Origin of the sequence: Streptomyces longisporoflavus (genome assembly GCF_014649775.1) — a bacterium.
Classification (GTDB): Bacteria; Actinomycetota; Actinomycetes; order Streptomycetales; family Streptomycetaceae; genus Streptomyces; species Streptomyces longisporoflavus.
This window is the reverse complement of the sequence record NZ_BMTR01000014.1, coordinates 175,727-193,147: the sequence shown is the minus strand read 5'-3', so window position 1 is coordinate 193,147 and position 17,421 is coordinate 175,727. Positions and strand designations below refer to the sequence as shown.

Annotated in this window: 14 protein-coding genes, 1 tRNA gene and 1 pseudogene; 4 read left to right on the top strand and 12 right to left on the bottom strand. The window is 70.1% G+C overall.

Going from position 1 to position 17,421, the window contains the following annotated elements; all coding sequences use genetic code 11:
- Positions 1-113: 113 nt before the first annotated feature.
- Positions 114-998 (top strand): class I SAM-dependent methyltransferase, encoded by an 885-nt coding sequence (locus IE226_RS27470; protein WP_190084071.1) that lies wholly within the window; start codon positions 114-116, stop codon positions 996-998.
- 28 nt (positions 999-1,026) lie between these two features.
- Here IE226_RS27470 and IE226_RS27465 read toward each other — a convergent pair whose 3' ends face one another.
- Positions 1,027-1,620, bottom strand: coding sequence for a hypothetical protein (locus IE226_RS27465; RefSeq protein ID WP_190084070.1), 594 nt, complete (start codon positions 1,618-1,620; stop codon positions 1,027-1,029).
- A gap of 213 nt (positions 1,621-1,833) precedes the next feature.
- On the opposite strand from IE226_RS27465, the pseudogene IE226_RS45120 reads away from it, so the two are divergent.
- Positions 1,834-2,244: pseudogene (locus tag IE226_RS45120) on the top strand (serine hydrolase domain-containing protein); the annotation flags it as partial.
- Positions 2,245-2,263: 19 nt separating this feature from the next.
- Positions 2,264-3,208: a serine hydrolase domain-containing protein gene (locus IE226_RS27460; RefSeq protein ID WP_308429548.1), complete on the top strand. Its 945-nt coding sequence runs from the start codon at positions 2,264-2,266 to the stop codon at positions 3,206-3,208.
- A 54-nt stretch (positions 3,209-3,262) separates the two neighbouring features.
- Here IE226_RS27460 and IE226_RS27455 read toward each other — a convergent pair whose 3' ends face one another.
- On the bottom strand, positions 3,263-3,823 hold the full coding sequence (locus IE226_RS27455) for a hypothetical protein (protein WP_190084069.1): 561 nt from the start codon (positions 3,821-3,823) through the stop codon (positions 3,263-3,265).
- Between the two features lie 172 nt (positions 3,824-3,995).
- The gene (locus IE226_RS27450) at positions 3,996-4,445 is read right to left on the bottom strand and encodes a DoxX family protein (RefSeq protein WP_190084068.1); all 450 of its coding nucleotides are present in this window, start codon (positions 4,443-4,445) and stop codon (positions 3,996-3,998) included.
- Between the two features lie 196 nt (positions 4,446-4,641).
- Here IE226_RS27450 and IE226_RS27445 point away from each other — a divergent pair, with 196 nt between their 5' ends.
- Positions 4,642-5,874, top strand: coding sequence for an amidohydrolase family protein (locus tag IE226_RS27445; RefSeq protein ID WP_190084067.1), 1,233 nt, complete (start codon positions 4,642-4,644; stop codon positions 5,872-5,874).
- 39 nt (positions 5,875-5,913) lie between these two features.
- Here IE226_RS27445 and IE226_RS27440 read toward each other — a convergent pair whose 3' ends face one another.
- The 9 genes from IE226_RS27440 to IE226_RS27400 form a co-directional block, all read right to left on the bottom strand.
- On the bottom strand, positions 5,914-6,846 hold the full coding sequence (locus tag IE226_RS27440; protein WP_190084066.1) for an FkbM family methyltransferase: 933 nt from the start codon (positions 6,844-6,846) through the stop codon (positions 5,914-5,916).
- 98 nt (positions 6,847-6,944) lie between these two features.
- Positions 6,945-7,295: a hypothetical protein gene (locus IE226_RS27435; RefSeq protein WP_190084065.1), complete on the bottom strand. Its 351-nt coding sequence runs from the start codon at positions 7,293-7,295 to the stop codon at positions 6,945-6,947.
- A 137-nt stretch (positions 7,296-7,432) separates the two neighbouring features.
- Positions 7,433-7,870, bottom strand: a complete 438-nt coding sequence (locus tag IE226_RS27430; RefSeq protein WP_190084064.1) for a hypothetical protein — start codon at positions 7,868-7,870, stop codon at positions 7,433-7,435.
- Positions 7,871-8,180: 310 nt separating this feature from the next.
- A complete protein-coding gene (locus IE226_RS27425; protein ID WP_190084063.1) occupies positions 8,181-8,936 on the bottom strand; it encodes a glycosyltransferase family 2 protein in 756 nt (251 codons plus the stop codon).
- A 3-nt stretch (positions 8,937-8,939) separates the two neighbouring features.
- The gene (locus IE226_RS27420) at positions 8,940-9,728 is read right to left on the bottom strand and encodes a GntR family transcriptional regulator (RefSeq protein ID WP_190084062.1); all 789 of its coding nucleotides are present in this window, start codon (positions 9,726-9,728) and stop codon (positions 8,940-8,942) included.
- Between the two features lie 433 nt (positions 9,729-10,161).
- Positions 10,162-14,250: an nSTAND1 domain-containing NTPase gene (locus IE226_RS27415; RefSeq protein ID WP_190084061.1), complete on the bottom strand. Its 4,089-nt coding sequence runs from the start codon at positions 14,248-14,250 to the stop codon at positions 10,162-10,164.
- A 407-nt stretch (positions 14,251-14,657) separates the two neighbouring features.
- The gene (locus IE226_RS27410; RefSeq protein WP_229871568.1) at positions 14,658-16,097 is read right to left on the bottom strand and encodes an FG-GAP-like repeat-containing protein; all 1,440 of its coding nucleotides are present in this window, start codon (positions 16,095-16,097) and stop codon (positions 14,658-14,660) included.
- Positions 16,098-16,266: 169 nt separating this feature from the next.
- A tRNA-Pro gene (locus IE226_RS27405) sits at positions 16,267-16,340 on the bottom strand.
- Positions 16,341-16,450: 110 nt separating this feature from the next.
- Entirely contained in the window at positions 16,451-17,377 is a 927-nt protein-coding gene (locus IE226_RS27400) for a metallophosphoesterase (RefSeq protein ID WP_190084060.1), read from the bottom strand.
- Positions 17,378-17,421: the final 44 nt, after the last annotated feature.

Genomic DNA, 17,421 nt, shown 5'->3' with positions numbered 1-17,421 from the left:
GCACCCGACGTATCCACTGCACCCGCACCCAAGTCGCTCATGGACCCCATAGTGCACGCACACGCCGACAATCCGCTGGCGAGGGTCCCCAGCCTGTGGATAACTTTTCGGACATGTACTCACCGACGCCCCCCGACTGGCGCGAGGCCAACCGAAGACGCTGGGACGAGCGCGTGCCCCTCCACCTCGCCAGCGACTATTACGACCTCGACGCCTTCCGCTCCGGCAAGGACCCGCTGCGCGGCTTCGAGCTCGCGGAGGTCGGTGACGTCACCGGGCGCTCGCTGCTCCACCTCCAGTGCCACATCGGTCTCGACACCCTCTCCTGGGCGCGCCACGGCGCCTCCCGCGTGGTCGGGCTCGACTTCTCCGAGCCCGCCGTCGACGCGGCCCGCGACCTCGCCGCCGAACTCGGCCTCACCCCCGACCAGGCGTCCTTCGTCGCCGCCGACGTGTACGACGCGGCGGACGCGGTGCCCGACTCCTCGTACGACATCGTCTACACCGGGGTGGGGGCGCTGTGCTGGCTCCCCGACATCCAGCGGTGGGCCGAGACGGCGGCAGCGCTCGTGGCACCCGGCGGCTTCCTGTACCTCTCCGAGTTCCATCCGCTCGCGGACATCCTGGACGACGCCACCGGCTCCCGGATCGAGTACGACTACTTCGCCCGCGACGCCTGGATCGACGAGGCTCCCGGCGGCTACGCGGACATGACGACGCCCACGGTCCACAACCGCAGCGTGGAATGGCAGCACCCGATCGGCGAGGTCGTCACGGCCCTGGCGTCGGCGGGCCTGCGCATCGACTTCCTGCACGAGCACGACACCACACTCTTCGCGCGCTTCGGCGCCCTCGAACTCCGCGAGGGCGCCTACCGGTACCCCATGGACCGCCCGCGCATCCCGCTCATGTACTCGCTGAAGGCGAGCAAGGAGACCAAGGAGACCAAGGAGAACGACGCGAGCGAGGCGAGCGGGGAGAGCAAGGCGGCGGCGTGAGCGCGGGGCCGTTTCGTGCGGGCGCCGCTCAGGGCATCGGCCGCATCCACCCCTCCCACATCACCGGCTCGTCAGGCCCCGGCGTCCCGGTCTCCCCCCGCCGGGGCGGTGCCGACGAGCCGGACTCGCCCCGGTCGAACTCCCCGAGTTTCGTCCAGCCCCAGGACCGCAGGACCTCGCGTCCCAGATCGTCGTCCCGTTTGATGACCGAGACGATCAGATCCGTGGCGTGCCGGGAGAGCAGCAGCGTGCGCAGGCGCTCCGATACGCCCTGGCGCCGGTAGGCGGGCACCACCATCAGCTCGGTGAGCATGAAGACCCGGCCCGCGGCCGTGCCCTCCTCGACCTCCGGGGGCAGGACCCCGCGGTATCCCTTCCACCAGTCGCCGGTGCGCGCGGCGCGGTAGCCGTAGAGGCAACCGATCATGCCGTGCGCGTCGGCGACGACCATGTCGAAGTCGGCCCGCTGCACGGCGTTCTCGAAGTTACGCAGAAACCCCTGCCGGTCCCGGTACTCGGCGCCGGGGACTCCTTCGTAGGCCTCGACATAGACGTCGGCGATCGCCTCACGCTGCTGTTCCGCCTGCCAGCGGCTCAGCCGCCGCAAGAACACCTCTGCCATTCGTTCCTCCGCCCCGCCCCCGTCGAGGGACCCCTCGAACACCCCTCGACACCTCTGGACTCCGCATGGTGGCACCACGGAAGGGCGAGCGGAACGGGGCGGCGGGTATACATCGCAGTCCGCCATTGCGCACACTGTGCGGTGACCGTACAGTGTGCGGAGAAGCGAACGGCGTACGGAGGGGAACTCGTGACGGAGAACAAGCAGGACACGATGAAGCGCTGGCAGGCCCGGCTCGACGAGCTGTGCGCCGCGCACCACGTGCCGGGCGCCGCCCTGGCCGTGCTGGCCGGCGGCGAACTGCACGAGCTGGCCAGTGGCGTGCTGCACCGCGGCACCGGCGTGGAGGTCACGACGGACTCCGTCTTCCAGTCCGGATCGATCGCCAAGGTCTACACGGCGACGGTCGTGATGCAGCTCGTCGACTCCGGAGAGCTCGACCTGGACGCGCCGGTCGTCTCCGTGGTGCCGGAGTTCGCGACGGCCGACCCGGAGGCCACGGCGGCCATCACGATCCGTCGGCTGCTCTCCCACACCAGCGGGTTGACCTGCGATTTCACCTACGATGCGGGGCGCGGGGACGACTGCCTGGCCCGCTACGTAGAGGCGAGCAAGGGCGTGGCCCTCGACTGCCCGCCGGGCACTGCGGTCTCGTACAGCAGCCTCGGGTACAACGTCCTCGGGCCGCGTCATCGAGGTCGTCACCGGCCAGACCTGGGACCAGGCACTGAAGGACCGCCTCTTCACCCCGCTCGGCCTCGATCACTCGATGACGCTGCCCGAGGAAGCGCTCAGCTTCCGCGTGGCGATGAGTCACCTGGGCGAGCCCGGCCAGTACCCCGACCCGGCGCCTGCCTGGGACCTGATGCCGCGCTCCGCGGGGCCGTACGGCAGGGTCCTGGTCACCGCGGGCGACGTGGCGCGCCTGGCCCGCATGCACCTGGCGGGCGGCACCGCCCCGGACGGCACCCGCATCCTGTCCGCCGACGCGGTCGCGCGGATGCAGCGGCGCGAGGTCGACGTCCCCGACAAGTGGACGGTCAGCGCGGACGGCTGGGGCCTGGGCTGGACGCTCTACGACTGGGAGGGCATCCCCGGTTACGGCCACGACGGCGCCTCGATCGGCCAGTACGGATACCTGCGTGTGGTCCCGGAGGCGGGCGTGGCGGTGGTCCTCCTCACGAACGGCGGGGGAGCGCGCCAGCTCTACGCGGCGCTGTTCCGCGAGCTCCTGAGCGAGCTCGCGGGGGTAGCGATGCCGGAGGCGTTCGCCCCCGCCGAGGTGCCGCCGGTGGTGGACATGAGCCCGTTTGCTGGGACGTACAAGCGGGAGGGCGTGGTCATCACGGTCTCGGCCGCCGCGGCGGAGGGCGGCCCGGCGCGGCTGCGCTACGAATTCGTCGACGGCATGGCGGAATTCTCCCCGCCCCTGGACATGGACCTGACTCCGGTGTCGGACAAGGTCTTCGCGGCATCGGGCGCGGGCCCTTCGTTCAGCGAGGACTACATGCCGGTGGTCTTCTCGACACTGACGGACGGCACGGAGTGCTGCTACGTGGGGATGCGGGCGGCGCCGAAGGTGGCGTAGGTGCGGGGCAAGTGGGTGGGAATGGGCCGGGGTTGGAGCAGGGGCGGGGGTGAGTCAGAGGTGCATCATGGACATCACTTCCGGGCTTCGTACGCCGGTGGTCACGGCGGGGACGCTCTCGCCGGGGCGGATCCAGCCCGCTGCTTCGGCCGCCGCGACCGCGGCCCTCTCCGCCGCGTCGGCTTCGGCGTTCAGGGCTTCGTCACCGCCCGGAGGCTTCGCCGCGGCCGCTGCTCCGGCCGCCTGCGAGGCCTTGAGGGCGGCCCGGCACGCGTGAGCGGCCGATTCGGCTTCGCCGTCCACGAGTTGGCCCATCTGGGAAGCCTGTGCCGCGGACGCGGACGCGTTCCGCGCGCAGCGCGAATCCGCGGCGGGGTCGGGGCCGCTCTCGGAGAGTACGGCGAGGGCCTGCGCCGCCACGCGGGCCGCGTGAGCCGCCTTCCAGGCGGCGTCCGTGTCGCCGGCGGAGGCCTGCTCCACGTAGTGGCTGAGGGCTGCCGCCCGCGCGGCCGCGCTCTCCGCACGGGCGGCGTGCAGCGCCTTGAGGGTTGTGGCGTGCGGTGCCTTGGGCTTTACGGACGTCGGTTCCTGCTCTGCGTGGTCATGCGCGTTCACCGGCACCTCCTCCGGTCTCGGTCCGCCCGGTTTCTTCCGTTGGCCCACGGTGGTGGACGGCGGATGTGTCGGGCAGGGTGGCACGTCGCCGTACAACAGGCCAGAGTCGCGGCTCAACGGGCCAGAGTCGCGGCTCAACAGGTCAGAGTCGCGGGAGCGCGAGACGACGCGCCTACGTGAAGAGGCCGAAGGCGTGGTCGAGTGACCAGACCTGCCAGCTCATCGCGAAGAGCGCGACCGCGGAGATCAGCGCCATCATCAGGTTCTGCCCCTGCTCGCCCCAGTCGTGGATCATCAGCACCAGGTAGATCAGGTTCAGCACGAAACCGCAGGCCAGGGCGATCGGCGTGAGGAATCCGACGATCAGGCCGAGGCCGAGGGCCAGTTCCGCGTAGGCGACGACGTACGCCATCGTGCGAGGCCGGGGCTTCACCACGACGTCGAAGCCCGAGCGCACGAAAGCCCAGCGGTGCTTGTCCGCGATGCCCGCGGCCCAGCCGATCCCGCCGCCGGTGAACCAGGTCTTCTTGTCCTTGTGGCGCCAGCTCTCCAGCCACCACAGGCCGAGCCCGATCCGGAGCACGGCGAGCCACTCGGCTCCGCTGAGCCACATCGTCTCCATCCGGCACCCTCCCTCGATCTGATGGGGCGTCAGTTCAGCGGATGCGGGCCGAACGTGCAAGGGGTCAAGCGAGGGGTCAGGCAAGGGGTCAAGTTTGAGTCGGGCTGTTGCCGTTGCCGGGGTGAGCCCATAACCTCAATCTGATGGGTCGTCAGATGCAGCTCAGGTAAACCGGCAGGTAGTAGGGGGCACAGCAGTGGACAACACCGAGGTCGGGGCCAAGGAGCTCCCCCGCGTCATCAGCGTGGACGACCACGTGATCGAACCCGCGCACCTCTTCGAGAAGTGGCTCCCGGCCAAGTACCGCGACCGGGGCCCGAAGCCCTTCACCGCAGGTATCGGCGAGCTCGCGTACATCGGCGGCAAGTACAAGTTCACGACCGACCCGGAAGGGCAGCTCACCGACTGGTGGGAGTACGAGGGCGAGATCTTCCCGTACAAGCGCATCATCGCCGCCGTCGGATTCTCGCGGGACGAGATGACGCTCGACGGCATCACGCGCGAGCAGATGCGACGCGGCTGCTGGGACCCCAAGGCCCGCGTCGAGGACATGGAGATGAACCATGTCGAGGCCTCCCTCTGCTTCCCGACGTTCCCGCGCTTCTGCGGCCAGACGTTCTCCGAGGCCAAGGACAAGGAGGTCGGCCTCGCCTGCGTGCGGGCGTACAACGACTGGATGGTGGAGGAGTGGTGCGGTGACAGCGGCGGCAGGCTGATCCCGCTCTGCCTCATCCCGCTGTGGGACGTGGACCTCGCCGTCGCCGAGATCAAGCGCAACGCCGCGCGCGGCGTGCGGGCCGTGACCTTCAGCGAGATCCCGACGTATCTGGGGCTGCCGTCGATCCACTCCGGCTACTGGGACCCGTTCTTCGCGGCGTGCGAGGAGACCGGCACGGTCGTGAACATGCACATCGGTTCGTCGTCGCAGATGCCGGCGGCGTCGCCCGACGCGCCCCCGGCCGTGCAGGCGTCCCTGAGCTTCAACAACGCGATGGCCTCGATGATGGACTTCCTCTTCTCCGGGGTCCTGGTGAAATTCCCCCGCCTCAAACTCGCGTACAGCGAGGGGCAGATGGGGTGGATTCCGTACGCCCTGGAGCGGGCCGACGACGTGTGGGAGGAGCACCGGGCCTGGGGCGGGGTCAAGGACCTGATCCCGGAGCCCCCGTCCACGTACTACTACCGGCAGATCTTCTGCTGCTTCTTCCGCGACAAGCACGGTGTCGACTCCATCGAGACGGTGGGCGTCGACAACGCCACCTTCGAGACCGACTATCCGCACGTCGATTCGACGTGGCCGAACACGAAGCAGGTGGCCGAGGATCACGTCGGCCACCTGCCGCAGGAGGTGGCGTACAAGCTGCTGCGCGGGAATGCGATCCGGATGCTGGATCTGCCGTTCGACCGGGACCTCAAGGCGCGGACGTAGGCGCGGACGGAGGCGCGGACGGAGGCGATCAGGACAAGGTCAGCCCAGCGTTTCCGCATCGACGCGGGAGAAGACAAGCTCGCTCTCGCCGACGACGGGGCCGCGCCAGCGCTCCGGCGGTTGCGGGGCGCGCAGGGCGCGGGGGTAGTTCTCCGGCCTGTAGTCGGTGGGCAGGCGGTAGGTGCGAAAGCCGTGCTCCGCCATGGTCGCCAGCAACTCGTCGATGGAGTCGCCGAGTTGCTCCATACGGTCGGGAGTGACCTCCACGGCGATCTCCACGTCCGGGCGGAGCCGGCCGAGGACGGGTGCCAGGCCCCTGATCACCGCGCCCTCCGCGCCCTCGACGTCGATCTTGATCACGCGGGCCGCGGCGAGTTCGTCCTCGTGCAGGATCTCCGGCAGGGGGCGGGCCGCCATCTCGAAGCTCGACTCGGCCGGACCGTCGTACGGGACGATCGAGTTCGCGCCCATGTTGTTCGAGCTTGCGAGCACGAAGGTCAGCTTCTTGTGGCTGTCGGAGACCGCCTCGTTGACCGTGCGGACGTTGCCGCAGCCGTTGAGCCTGACGTGCTGCCGCATGCGGTCGTGGAAGGCGGGCGACGCTTCGACGGCCACCACCTGTCCGGTGCGGCCGACGAGTCGCGAACCCAGAATCGCGAAATAGCCGATGTTCGCGCCCACGTCGACGAATGTGTCCCCGGCGCCGAGACGGCTCTGCAGCCACCGCGTCATGTGCGGTTCCCACACGCCGTACAGGCTGATGTAGCGCTGGATGAGGTCGCGGGAATCGCAGGCGAACCGGGCGCCGAACCTCGCCTCGACCACGCGCTGCCGCGGATGGTCGCGCAGATACGGATTCAGAAACCGGCCCGAGAGCGGGGCCTTGAGCAGCGAGCCGGGCGCATTGCGGACATAGCCGCGGCCGAGCGTGGCCAGAAACTCGGACGCGGGGCGGAGGGGGGTGCGAGGCATAGCTGTGACCGTACGTAGGCGTGCGGGGCTGCCGCAATGCGCTTCGGCGGCTTCTGGTTCGGCGGCTTCTGGTTCGGCAGTGTCTGGTTCGGCAGTGTCTAGTAATGCAGGACGCCGAGCATGACCGCGAGGGAAGCGGCGCATCCCGCGTGGGCTACGGCAAGGAGAATCCATTCCCCGGCAGGCATACGCCACCGGTTACGGGCCACAAGCCGCCACTCGTACGCCGATATCCCTACGGCTACGAGGAACACCGGCGCCCAGAGCAGGGCCCACCAGGACCAGATACCGCCGAAACGGAAGACGAGGGAGACCACGCCGAAGAGAAACAGTGCGGGGAACCATCCCGGCGCCTTTCCTTCTTTTGCGCCCGCGCTTTCGGATACGGGGTTCTCGGATACGGAGTTCTCGGATACGGGGCGGTCGGACGCGGACTCACTGCTGCTCATGGTCAGGCCTTTCGGATCAATGTGGGGGGAAAGCGAGCGAGCGACAAAGTGAGCGAGCGACAAATGGGGGGCGCGTCGCACACGTCGTAATCGCGCGTGCGACGCTCCCGTTCACTCACTCAGGCAAGCGGCTCCGCTCAGTGAAAGAGCTGCCAAATTCCCCACAGGTCACTGCCGACACCAGCGGCCGCCAGCGGACCCCGGATCCACCAGGAAAGGCCGTTGTACCACTTCTTGAAATCGTCGTACTTGCCCGCGACGGCCTTGGCGAAGCCGGGCACCTTCCTGAGCAGCTTGATGAGCGGGCCGAACTTGCCGCCCGCGCGGAGCTGGACGCCGGTCCGGCCGTCCGCCATGGACTTCAGCTCGGCGCGGTCGGCGGCGCTGTACTGAATGTCGGAGTTCAGGAGGGCGCGGGCCGCGTCCCTGATGGCCTGCTGCTGGTTCACCGGCGCCGTCGCGGCGGTGCGGGGAGCGGAGGCCTCGGTGTGGGCCTGGGCCACACCGCCGCCGACGCCGATGGCGAGAGCGGCGATCGCGGTGACGCCCGCGATGCGTATGGTCTTGCGGTTCACGTAGTCTTCCCTTGTGTACATGCACAAGGGGGGTATGGAGCATTAGGGCATGCGTTCGCGGAGCCGACGGCTTGGACACTTTAGGCCCCGCACCGTTACCCGGCTCCATCCCCCCGTGCGAACTGATTGCACTCACTCGCCTATTTGGCCTGGTCTGGGCTCTTTCGGCGAGTGATCACGAACATATCCCGGCGGAATGACCTTCCCCAAACCCGGTCGCCGTGAGCAGCGTCACGGCAATTCGGTGTGACCTTGCGGGCCTGAATCCCCTCTACCAATGGTTTGCGTCGCCTGATTTGCGTCGCTCCGGCTATTCCCCGTCGTAGCGCCACCGGAAGTGCGTCAATGCCCGCGCCCTCGCCTCGATCACGGCCATGCGGTCGGCCCGCTCCGCCGTGTCGACGTGCGCCGCCTGGCCGGTCATCTGGCCTTCCCACTTGCGGTAGAGCAGGCCGACCTCCGACGAGAACCAGCCGCGGGACGTCGAGTTCAGGGCGAGCAGGAGGCCCGTGTCCTCGGATGCCGGCAGGGCCATCCAGCCGCCCAGGGCCACGAGCAGCTCGCGGCGCACGAAGAGCGTGGCCGGGTGGACCTGCGCGAGGTAGTCGTGGGACGCCCAGTGGTCGAGTACTTCGAGGAGTTCGACCGGCCCGGGTGCGGGGTCGCCGGGGAAGCCGGCGGTGGAGCCGTCGGGGAGCAGATCGAGCACGCGTGACGTCGCCCAGCCGATGGTCCGGTCAGCTTCGAGGGCCTTGAGGTCGCGGGCCAGCGCACCGGGCGTGAGCTGGTCGTCGGCGTCAAGGACCTTGATGTACTCGCCGTCCGCGTGCGCCAGGGCCATGGTCCGGGCCACCCCGGGGCCTCCCGGACGGCCCTGCCGGAACGTGACCCGGTCGTCGTCGGGTACGTGCGGCGCGACCTGGTCCGTCGTCCCGTCCTCCTGGATCAGCCAGTGCCATTCCCACCCGGCCGGCAACTCCTGCTCGCCGAGGGACTTGTAGGCGTCGGCCAGGAAACGCGCCGATGGCGCGTGGACGGCCGTGACGACGATGATGCGCCGGTTCACGGCTCACCACCTTTCCAGGTGAGTCGTGAAGACCAGTTCCGTGCGATCGCCGGGCAGCGTGATGTCCGACAGCTCGACGACGCGGTCGTCCGTGTCGTACTGGGTCTTGCGCACGACGAGGACCGCGGTGCCGGGCGGCAGGCCCAACTCCTCGGCCTCGTCCATGGTCGGGGGCCGGGCCGTGACATGCTCCTCGACGCGGTCGATCTCGATGCCCACCGTGTACAGCTGGTTGCCGGTCCCGCCCGGCCAGGGCTCGTTCGCCTCGTCGAGGAGGTCCGGGTTTCCCTTGACGAGGTCGCGGATCAGATACGACGTGACGCGGGTGAACGGGTTCGGCTCGGCGTTGTGGCGCGTCCGGTAGTTCCGTTCCACGAGCGCCGTCCCTTCCTCGACGCCCAGAGCCTCCGCGAGGTCCTTGTGCGCCTCGATCTCGCGGTACGCCGCGTGAAAGACGAGGTCGTCGACGTCCAGGCCGGTGTCGTGTTCGGTCGCGCCCGTCGCCAGGCGCTGCCCCTCGGGCGCGCGAGCGCGGTTCTTCTCCCATTGATGCCGGGTGTTCGAGCGCTGCAACCTCACGCGTTGGCGGCGTACGAAGGTCCCGCGGCCGTGCTGCTTCTCGATCAGGCCCTCCGCCTGGAGCACGCGCAGGGCCTGTTGGACGGTCGGCCCGCTGCGCCCGGTGCTCTGGATGAGGTCCGCCTCGGACGGCAGCCGGTCGCCTGGTTCGAGCCGGCCCGAGCGAATCCGTGCCCGTAGCTCGTCCGCGATCTCCTCGTAGGCCTTGGCCATGGTGCGCTCACCGTCCTGTTTGCTCGACGGCGCTCACACTACGACTCCTCAAGAGGTCTTCACGGGACGCGCCACGCCGGGGTTTCCGCCCATTAATGAGGCCCGACTTGCTAACTGAGCGGACCGGGTCTCATCTGCGTTATGCAAGGTGCGCGCGGGACGACGCATGGCCCCGCCACCTAGTTGCAACGTAGATTTCCGGCCGGGCGTGCCTCAATTTGATCCACCGGGCCCGCAGAGCCGCAATCACCGAGCCGCAATCACCGTGCCGAGATCACGAAAACGCCCGATCGCTGGCGACGGGGGATGCACCAGCGATCGGGCTATGGCCAACGGTAACAAGGCGGCGTGCCCAGGGGGAGACAACTCGGCCGCCGAAAGGGCGAGTTGTGATGCGTATCACGCGTCCCGATAGCCGGGCGGGGGCCGCAAATCACTCGTCGCAGGGCGGCTCGTACGAGAGTCGGGGCAGATACTCATGCCATTTGTCCCGGGTGAGAACGCCCCGGGTGGTCGAGCAAATGCGGCGAACCGCCTCGTCGGTGTCCAAGTTCCACAACCGGACGGTATCGATGCCGCTCGAAACGCCGAGCATCCCGCCCCTGGGACTGAACGACAGAAAAGTGCCCGTCTTGGCGTTGGGGCTCATGGACTGGCCGATGGGAGCGGCCTCGGCGGGGTCCGTGACGTCCCAGAGGCGGACCGTGTTGTCGTTGCCGCCGCTCGCCAGCGTCTCGCCGTCCTTGCTGAACGTCAGCGACATCACCGAGTCGGTGTGGCCCGTGAGGGAGGAGCCCGACCGGGCCGCCCGGCGCGGGTCGGTGACGTTCCAGAGGCGGACCGTGCCGTCGTCGCTGCCGCTGGCCAGCGTGCGGCCGTCCGGGCTGTAGGCCAGTTCGTTGATCGGCCCGAGGTGACCCTTGAGGGGCTTGCCGAGGCGCGCGACATGACGCGGGTCGGCCACGTTCCACAGCCGGATGGTGCCGTCCGCGCTGGCACTGGCCAGAGCCCGCCCGCCCGGACTGAAGGCGAGGGAGTTGATGTAGCCCTTGTGGCCCGTGAGCGGCGCGCCGAGCTTGCGGAGCCGGGACGGATCGCCGACGTTCCACAACTGGATGGTGTGGTCGGTGTCGGCGGTCGCAAGGGTGCGCCCGTCCGGGCTGAACGCCAGCGCGGCGGCGAACCGTGTCCGCAGGGCGACGGGGGGTCCGTGGGGGACAGGCCGGGCCGGGTCGGTGACGTCCCACAGCTGCACCGCACGGTTGCCGGTGAGGACCGCGAGCGTACGGCCGTCGGGGGAGAACACCGGCGCACGCACGTTCCCGCCCCGGGGCTTGAACGGTTTGCCCAGTGCGACGGGCCGAGTGGGCCGCTCCACGTTCCACAGCCGCATCTGGTCGTCGCGCGCCGCGGTGGCGAGCACCTTCCCGTCAGGCCGGAACGCCCCGATCCTGCCGATCATGTCCGACGTCGGTATCGACCACAGGCGGACCTTGTTGTCGCCGCTCCCGGTGGCGAGAGTCCGTCCGTCCGGGCTGAAACCGAGGGCGTACATCTCCCCGCTGCTGCCCGCGAGAGGCTCGCCGACCTGCGAGGGATGCTCCGGATCACGGACGTTCCAGAGGCTCGCGGTGCTGTCAGCGCTGGCGGCCGCGAGCGTCGTCCCCGCGGGGTTGAAGGCCACGGACCACACGGCACCGGTATGTCCCCTGAGCGGCTCGCCGAGCGATTTCGCCGCGCGGGGGTCGGTGACGTCCCAGAGCCGGATGGAGTTGTCGTCGCTGCCGCTGGCCAGCGTGCGGCCGTCGGGGCTGAAGGCCACGGAGTGCACCGTGCTCCCGTGGCCGGTCAGCGCCTTGCGGACCGGCTTCGGGCGCCGCGGATCGGCCACGTTCCACAGTCTGATCTCGCCGCTGTCCCCACCGGCCGCCAGGGACTTGCCGTCGGGGCTGAAGGCCACGGAGCGCACGGCTGCGGTGTGGCCGGCCAGAGCGCCGAGCGCCTTCGGCCGGCCCGGGTCCGCCACGTCGTACAGCCGCACGTGGTGGTCGTCGTTCGCGGAGGCCAGCGTGCGCCCGTCCGGACTGAACGCGACCAGATAGATGGCACCCCCGTGTCCGGCCACGGGCGGGCCGAGGGACCGCGGCCGGCCGGGGTCCCGGACGTCCCACAGCCGGACCGTGCCGTCGTCCGAAGCGGTGGCAAGGGTGTCGCCGTCCGGACTGAACACGGCGCTGCTCACCCAACTCGTATGGCTGGTGAGGGGTTTGCCCAGAGGCTCGGGCCGCGAGGGGTCCGACACGTCCCACAGCCGTACGGTCCTGTCGTAGCTGGCGGTGGCGAGAACCCGGCCGTCCGGGCTGAACGAGGTGAGGTAGACGGCGCCCTTGTGGCCGAGGACCGGGGTGGCCAGCGGGGCATTCACGATCGAGAGCAGCCGGTTCTTCGTGCCCGCGTCCCCGGGACGCAGATTGTGCGCCACCAGGTCGAGTTGAGCGGACAGCGAAGGATCCGTGTGCTGGGCGCGGTCGGCCTCGGCGACCACCTGCTGGAACACCGCGTCGTCGCGCTGCTGCCAGGCGACCACCGCCGAGACGACGGCCACCATCGCCAGCACGACCAGCGCCGCCACCGCACCACGGGTGATCAGGACCGTGCGCTTGCGGAGCCTTGCCGAGGCGGCCAGGAACTCCACCGCGCCCTTGGTCAGGAAGGTGCCCCCGGCGGTCTTCGCCCAGGTGCGGGCCTGCTCCAGACGGGAACCCCGGTAGAGCAGCGACGTATCGCGGTCGGAGTCCTCCCAGGCCCTGCCGTCCTCCTCGAGGCGTTGGCGGAGCAGGTTGTCGTTCCTGTCCTCGTCGATCCAGTCGCGCAGCCGGGGCCAGGCGTGGAGCAGCGCCTCGTGCGTAATCTCCACGGTTCCCGCGTCGAGGGTCACAAGGCGGGCGCGGACCAGCGCTTCGAGCGACTCCTCCGTCTTGCCGGGATCCGTCGACTCCTGCGCCAGCTGGCGCCGCGTTCCCCGCCGCCGGGTGGCCCGGGTGTCCTCGCCGAGCCGGACGAGCCTGAGGAGGAGGAGCCTGGCGGCGGTACGGGCGGCGGGGTCGAGGTCGGACCACGCGCGCTCGGCGCTCGCCGCGACGGCTCCCTGGATGCCGCCCGCCGCGCGGTAGCCGGCCAGCGTCAGCTTTCCCGTCTTCCGGCGCTGCCAGGTGGCGAGCAGGGCGTGGGAGAGGAGCGGCAGCACGCCCGCGTCGTGCGCGCCGCGCGGCCCGTCGGTGCTCACCTCGCGGACGATCAGCTCGGCGAGGCCCGGTTCGAGTTCGAGTCCCACCGCCTTGGCCGGGCCGGTCACCGCCTCGCGCAGCTCCGGGGTGGTCAGCGGGCCGAGCACCATGTGCCGGTGCTGTAGCGCGTCGGCGAGTTCGGGGTGCCCGAGGCACTGCTCGTAGAAGTCGGCGCGTATGCCGAGGACCACGAGCGCGGGGGCCGGCTCACCGGCGTCGGGGGGCGAGGACGCGGCCTGGAGGGTCTGGACGAAAGCGCGCTTGGCCGCCTCGTCGGAGGTGAGCGTGAAGGTCTCCTCGAACTGGTCCACGATGATGACCGGCCGGGCCCCGAAGGGGGCCTCGCGCCGCGCCCACGCCGTGACGGCCTCGCGCACGGCGTTCGCGAATCGCGGGGTACAGGGGCCTGATGCCGCGGCGCCTTCTGGGGCCGCGGCTCCGGCCTCGTCCTTTGCCACTGCCGCGGTCCCGGTCCCAGCCCCAGCCCCGGCCTCGGCTTCGGCCGCGATGACGTGAGCGAGTTCGGGTATCTGGCGGGCCAGCTCCTTGAGAGGTTCACCGCCTGGTACGAACTGGAGTACGGGACCTGCGTCGCCGTCGTCCCCGCTCAGCGCGCCGCTCTGCAGCGCGGGCACCAGACCGGCGTTCAGAAGGGAGGACTTCCCCGCGCCCGATGCGCCCACCAGCATCACCAGACCGCCCGACTTCTCCACGGCGCGGAGCTGGGTCACGAGGGCGTCCGTGCTCCGCTCGCGGCCGAAGAACCACCGGGAATCCTGCTGCCGGTATGAGGCCAGCCCTCGGTAGGGGCACACGCCGGGGACGGCGGCGGCCGGGGCGTCGTCCCGGGATCCTTCCGCGTCTTCCACGGATGCCGGGGCGGCCCGGCCGCTGACCGGGTCGGCCACCGCGCGCTCCCACAGGAGCTGCCACTGGGCCATGTCGTACAGGCCGGTGGACACCGGCGCGGGTCGCTCGCGCCGAGCTTCGGGTATCAGGACGTGCAGCACCGCCGAGAGGGCGGCGAACTGGGCGGGCACGTTCCTGGCCCGCCGCCAGTCGCTGATCCGCTGGGCGGAGACCCGTACGGGCCGCCCCCGCTCGTCGACGCGCTGCTGCCGGACGACCGCCTCGGCCACGCGCTGGAGAGGAGGGTTACCGGCTTCCTTGTAGAGCAGCGCAAGACGTTCCGCGAAGGCTGTGCGTGCCCCTGAATCGGAACGCAAGGCCTTCACTCCTTAATTCCCCCGCACCTGGACATCCGGACCGGAAAACTCACCTTATACGGCTGACCTGCGACTACAGGGTCCGGACAGGGGCGGAACCTCCCGTTCCGGTGGCCTAACTGGCAGGATCGCGAAGCAGTAGCCGTTCAACCGCGCAGCGTCAGGGCAGGTCACCCAAGTCCTGCTACCCGCACAGGCGGCTCGTGACGCCGCACGGCCTCGGCTGATTTTGGCCCATCCTCACCGGGCCGCCCCGGGCCCGCATTCATGTCGATTGCGGATCCGGTCCTTTCGGCCCGCTCCGGTTCGCCGACGCGGCGCGGGTCGGCACCGTCGTTCGGCACCGGTCCCCACAGGGGAGGGACCGGCGCCGAAACGACGCGGGTCGTGAGCCCCGCAGCGCATGGCGCAGATGGTCAGTCCTGCATCGTCTCGCCGAGCCGGGATCCGCTCGCCAGGCCGAAGTCGGCGGAGCTGAGGGAGGCGGAACCGGAGCCGGTGAGACCGGACGAGGTGCCCGGCAGGGTCCACAGGCCTCCGCTCCGGTCGTTCTCGAAGGAGGCGGTCACCGCGAGGTCGCCCTTGCCGTCCCGGTCATAGTCGGCTATCCGGACCCGCGCGCCGAAGAGGTCGTCGGTCTCCGCGGTGCCCGGCACTCCCGCGGTGTCCTGGTCGATGCGTACGACCCCGGAGGTGGCCACGCCGGACGCGGAGCCGCGGAACACGGTCACGTCACCGGCGTTCTCCAGATCGCCGAGCCACTCGCCGTTGGCGCCGACGACGAGTTCGGAGCGGCCGTCACCCGTGACGTCGCCGATCGCGAGGGAAGAGCCCCAGCCGTCGCCGTCTTCGTTGGCACCCGGCACACCGGCCGTGTCCTGGTGGAGCACGAGACCGTCGCCGAAGCCCGTCGAGCCGCCGTACCGGACGGTGACGTAGCCGGCGCCGTCGCTCGGGTCGTCGACGGAGAAGAACTCGGGCCAAGTGAGGGAGGTGGCCATGTCGTCGAAGCCGTCGCCGTTGATGTCGCCGAGGGCCACAGCGGTGTTGCCGTCCTCCACGCGCTGGGCCCGGTACGGCCGTCCCTCCTGGCCGGTGTAGAGGTCGGTGGCCGGGCGGCCGGTGCCGGCGTCGCCGGTGACGGCGAGGTCGTCCTTGCCGTCACCGTTCACGTCCCCGACGGACGCCTCCGAGTAGCGCAGCGGGGCGCCAGGAACCGTCAGGGTGTACGCGGAGGCAGGCTGGCTCCCCCGCGAGAAGCCGCCCTCGTACACGACGACCGCGCCCGGCTCGATAACGGCGAGATCCGCGCCGCTGTCCCCGGTGAAGTCCCCCACCGCCACGTCCCAGCCGTGCGCCTGCCACTTCTCCGGGCTGTCCACGACGGTCGTGGTGCTGATGGTGAACGGCTTGGTGCCGCCCCACAGGATGGTCACGCTGCCCTGGCCCTCGACGCTGCCCACGTCCTCGCCGTCGGCGCCCACGACCAGGTCCGCGTATCCGTCCCTGTCCAGGTCCCCGCTGGCGAGCGACATCCCGAAGTGATCGCCCTCCTCCGGCGCGCCTGCCACCCCGGCGGAACTCTGGGTGAGAGAGACGTTCTTCTCGGTAAGACCGGAGGCGGACCCGAGAGACACGACCACCCCGCCCGCGGCGGAAGCCCCGCCGACGGCCTTGTACGGCGCCCCGATGGCGACGTCCCGGTGCCCGTCACCGTTGAAGTCGTCGGCGTACTTGGCGGCGGCGGCGCCCGCGGGCGTAGCGGACACGACGGCGAGCAGACCGCCGGTCAGCGCGGTGACGGTCGCGGTGGCGAGGGCGGTGCGGCATTGCAGAGAACGGAACTGCAGAGACACGATGAGCTTCTCCTTGAAACGGGACCGGACGGCCCGTAGACGCTCCAAGGGATCGAAAGGTTGTACGAGAAAGCAGCACGGGCCGCGCCCTCGCCGCCCTGCCCCCGGAAACCACTCAGGGGCCTGACCCGCTCTCGCGGATCAGGCCCCTGACCTGGTGTTTCAGCTGTCGGGGTGGCGGGATTTGAACCCACGACCTCTTCGTCCCGAACGAAGCGCGCTGCCAAGCTGCGCTACACCCCGATGTCGTTGTTCCATCGGCCCGCTGCGCAGGCCGTGGCGACATCGATTACTTTAGCGGACCGGCGCCCTGAGACGAAATCCGGTTTCCGGGGCCCCGGCCGCGGCGGGCCTCAGGCCTGTGGGACCAGGGTCAGGAGCGTCGCCTCGGGCGGGCAGGCGAAGCGCATCGGGGTGTAGCGGTTGGCGCCGCAGCCCGCGGAGACGTGCATGTACGACGTCCGGCCCTCCGCCTCGTGCGTCGACAGGCCCTTCACGCGATCCGTGTCCAGGTCGCAGTTGGTGACGAGCGCCCCGTAGAAGGGGATGCACAGCTGGCCGCCGTGGGTGTGGCCCGCGAGGATCAGGGGGTAGCCGTCGGCCGTGAAGGAGTCGAGGGTGCGCAGGTACGGGGCGTGCACGATGCCCATCGAGAAGTCGGCGCCCGCGTCGGGACCGCCCGCCACGCGCGCGTACCGGTCGCGCTTGATGTGCGGGTCGTCCAGGCCCGTGAGGCCGATCTCGTAGCCCTCGGCCTTCAGGGCGCCGCGGGTGTTCGTCAGGTTCACCCAGCCCGCCGAGTCGAAGCCGTCGCGCAGGTCCTCCCACGGGTTGTGGATCACGCCGACGGCGGGCGGGTTGCCGTTCAGGCCGTGCTTGCCCCGTGACTTCTCCAGCAGGTAGCGGGCGGGGTTCTTCGGCTTGGGCCCGTAGTAGTCGTTCGAGCCGAAGACGTACGCCCCGGGGAACTGCATCAGCGGGCCGAGCGAGTCGAGGACCTCGGGCACGCCCTCCGGGTCGGAGAGGTTGTCCCCGGTGTTGATCACGAAGTCGGGGCGCAGGCCCGCGAGCGAGCGCAGCCAGCGCTGCTTCTTGCGCTGACCGGACACCATGTGGATGTCCGACACCTGGAGGACTCTCAGTGGCCGCATCCCCGGCGGAAGGACCGGCACCGTGACCCGTCGCAGTCGGAAGGAGCGGGCTTCGAAGCCCACCGAGTAGGCCAGACCGGCGGCGGCTGTCGCCGTGATTCCCAGGGGTACTGCGTATCGCGCGCGCATCCACCCATCGTGTCAGACCCGAAGGCCCCCTAAATCAGCGGGCG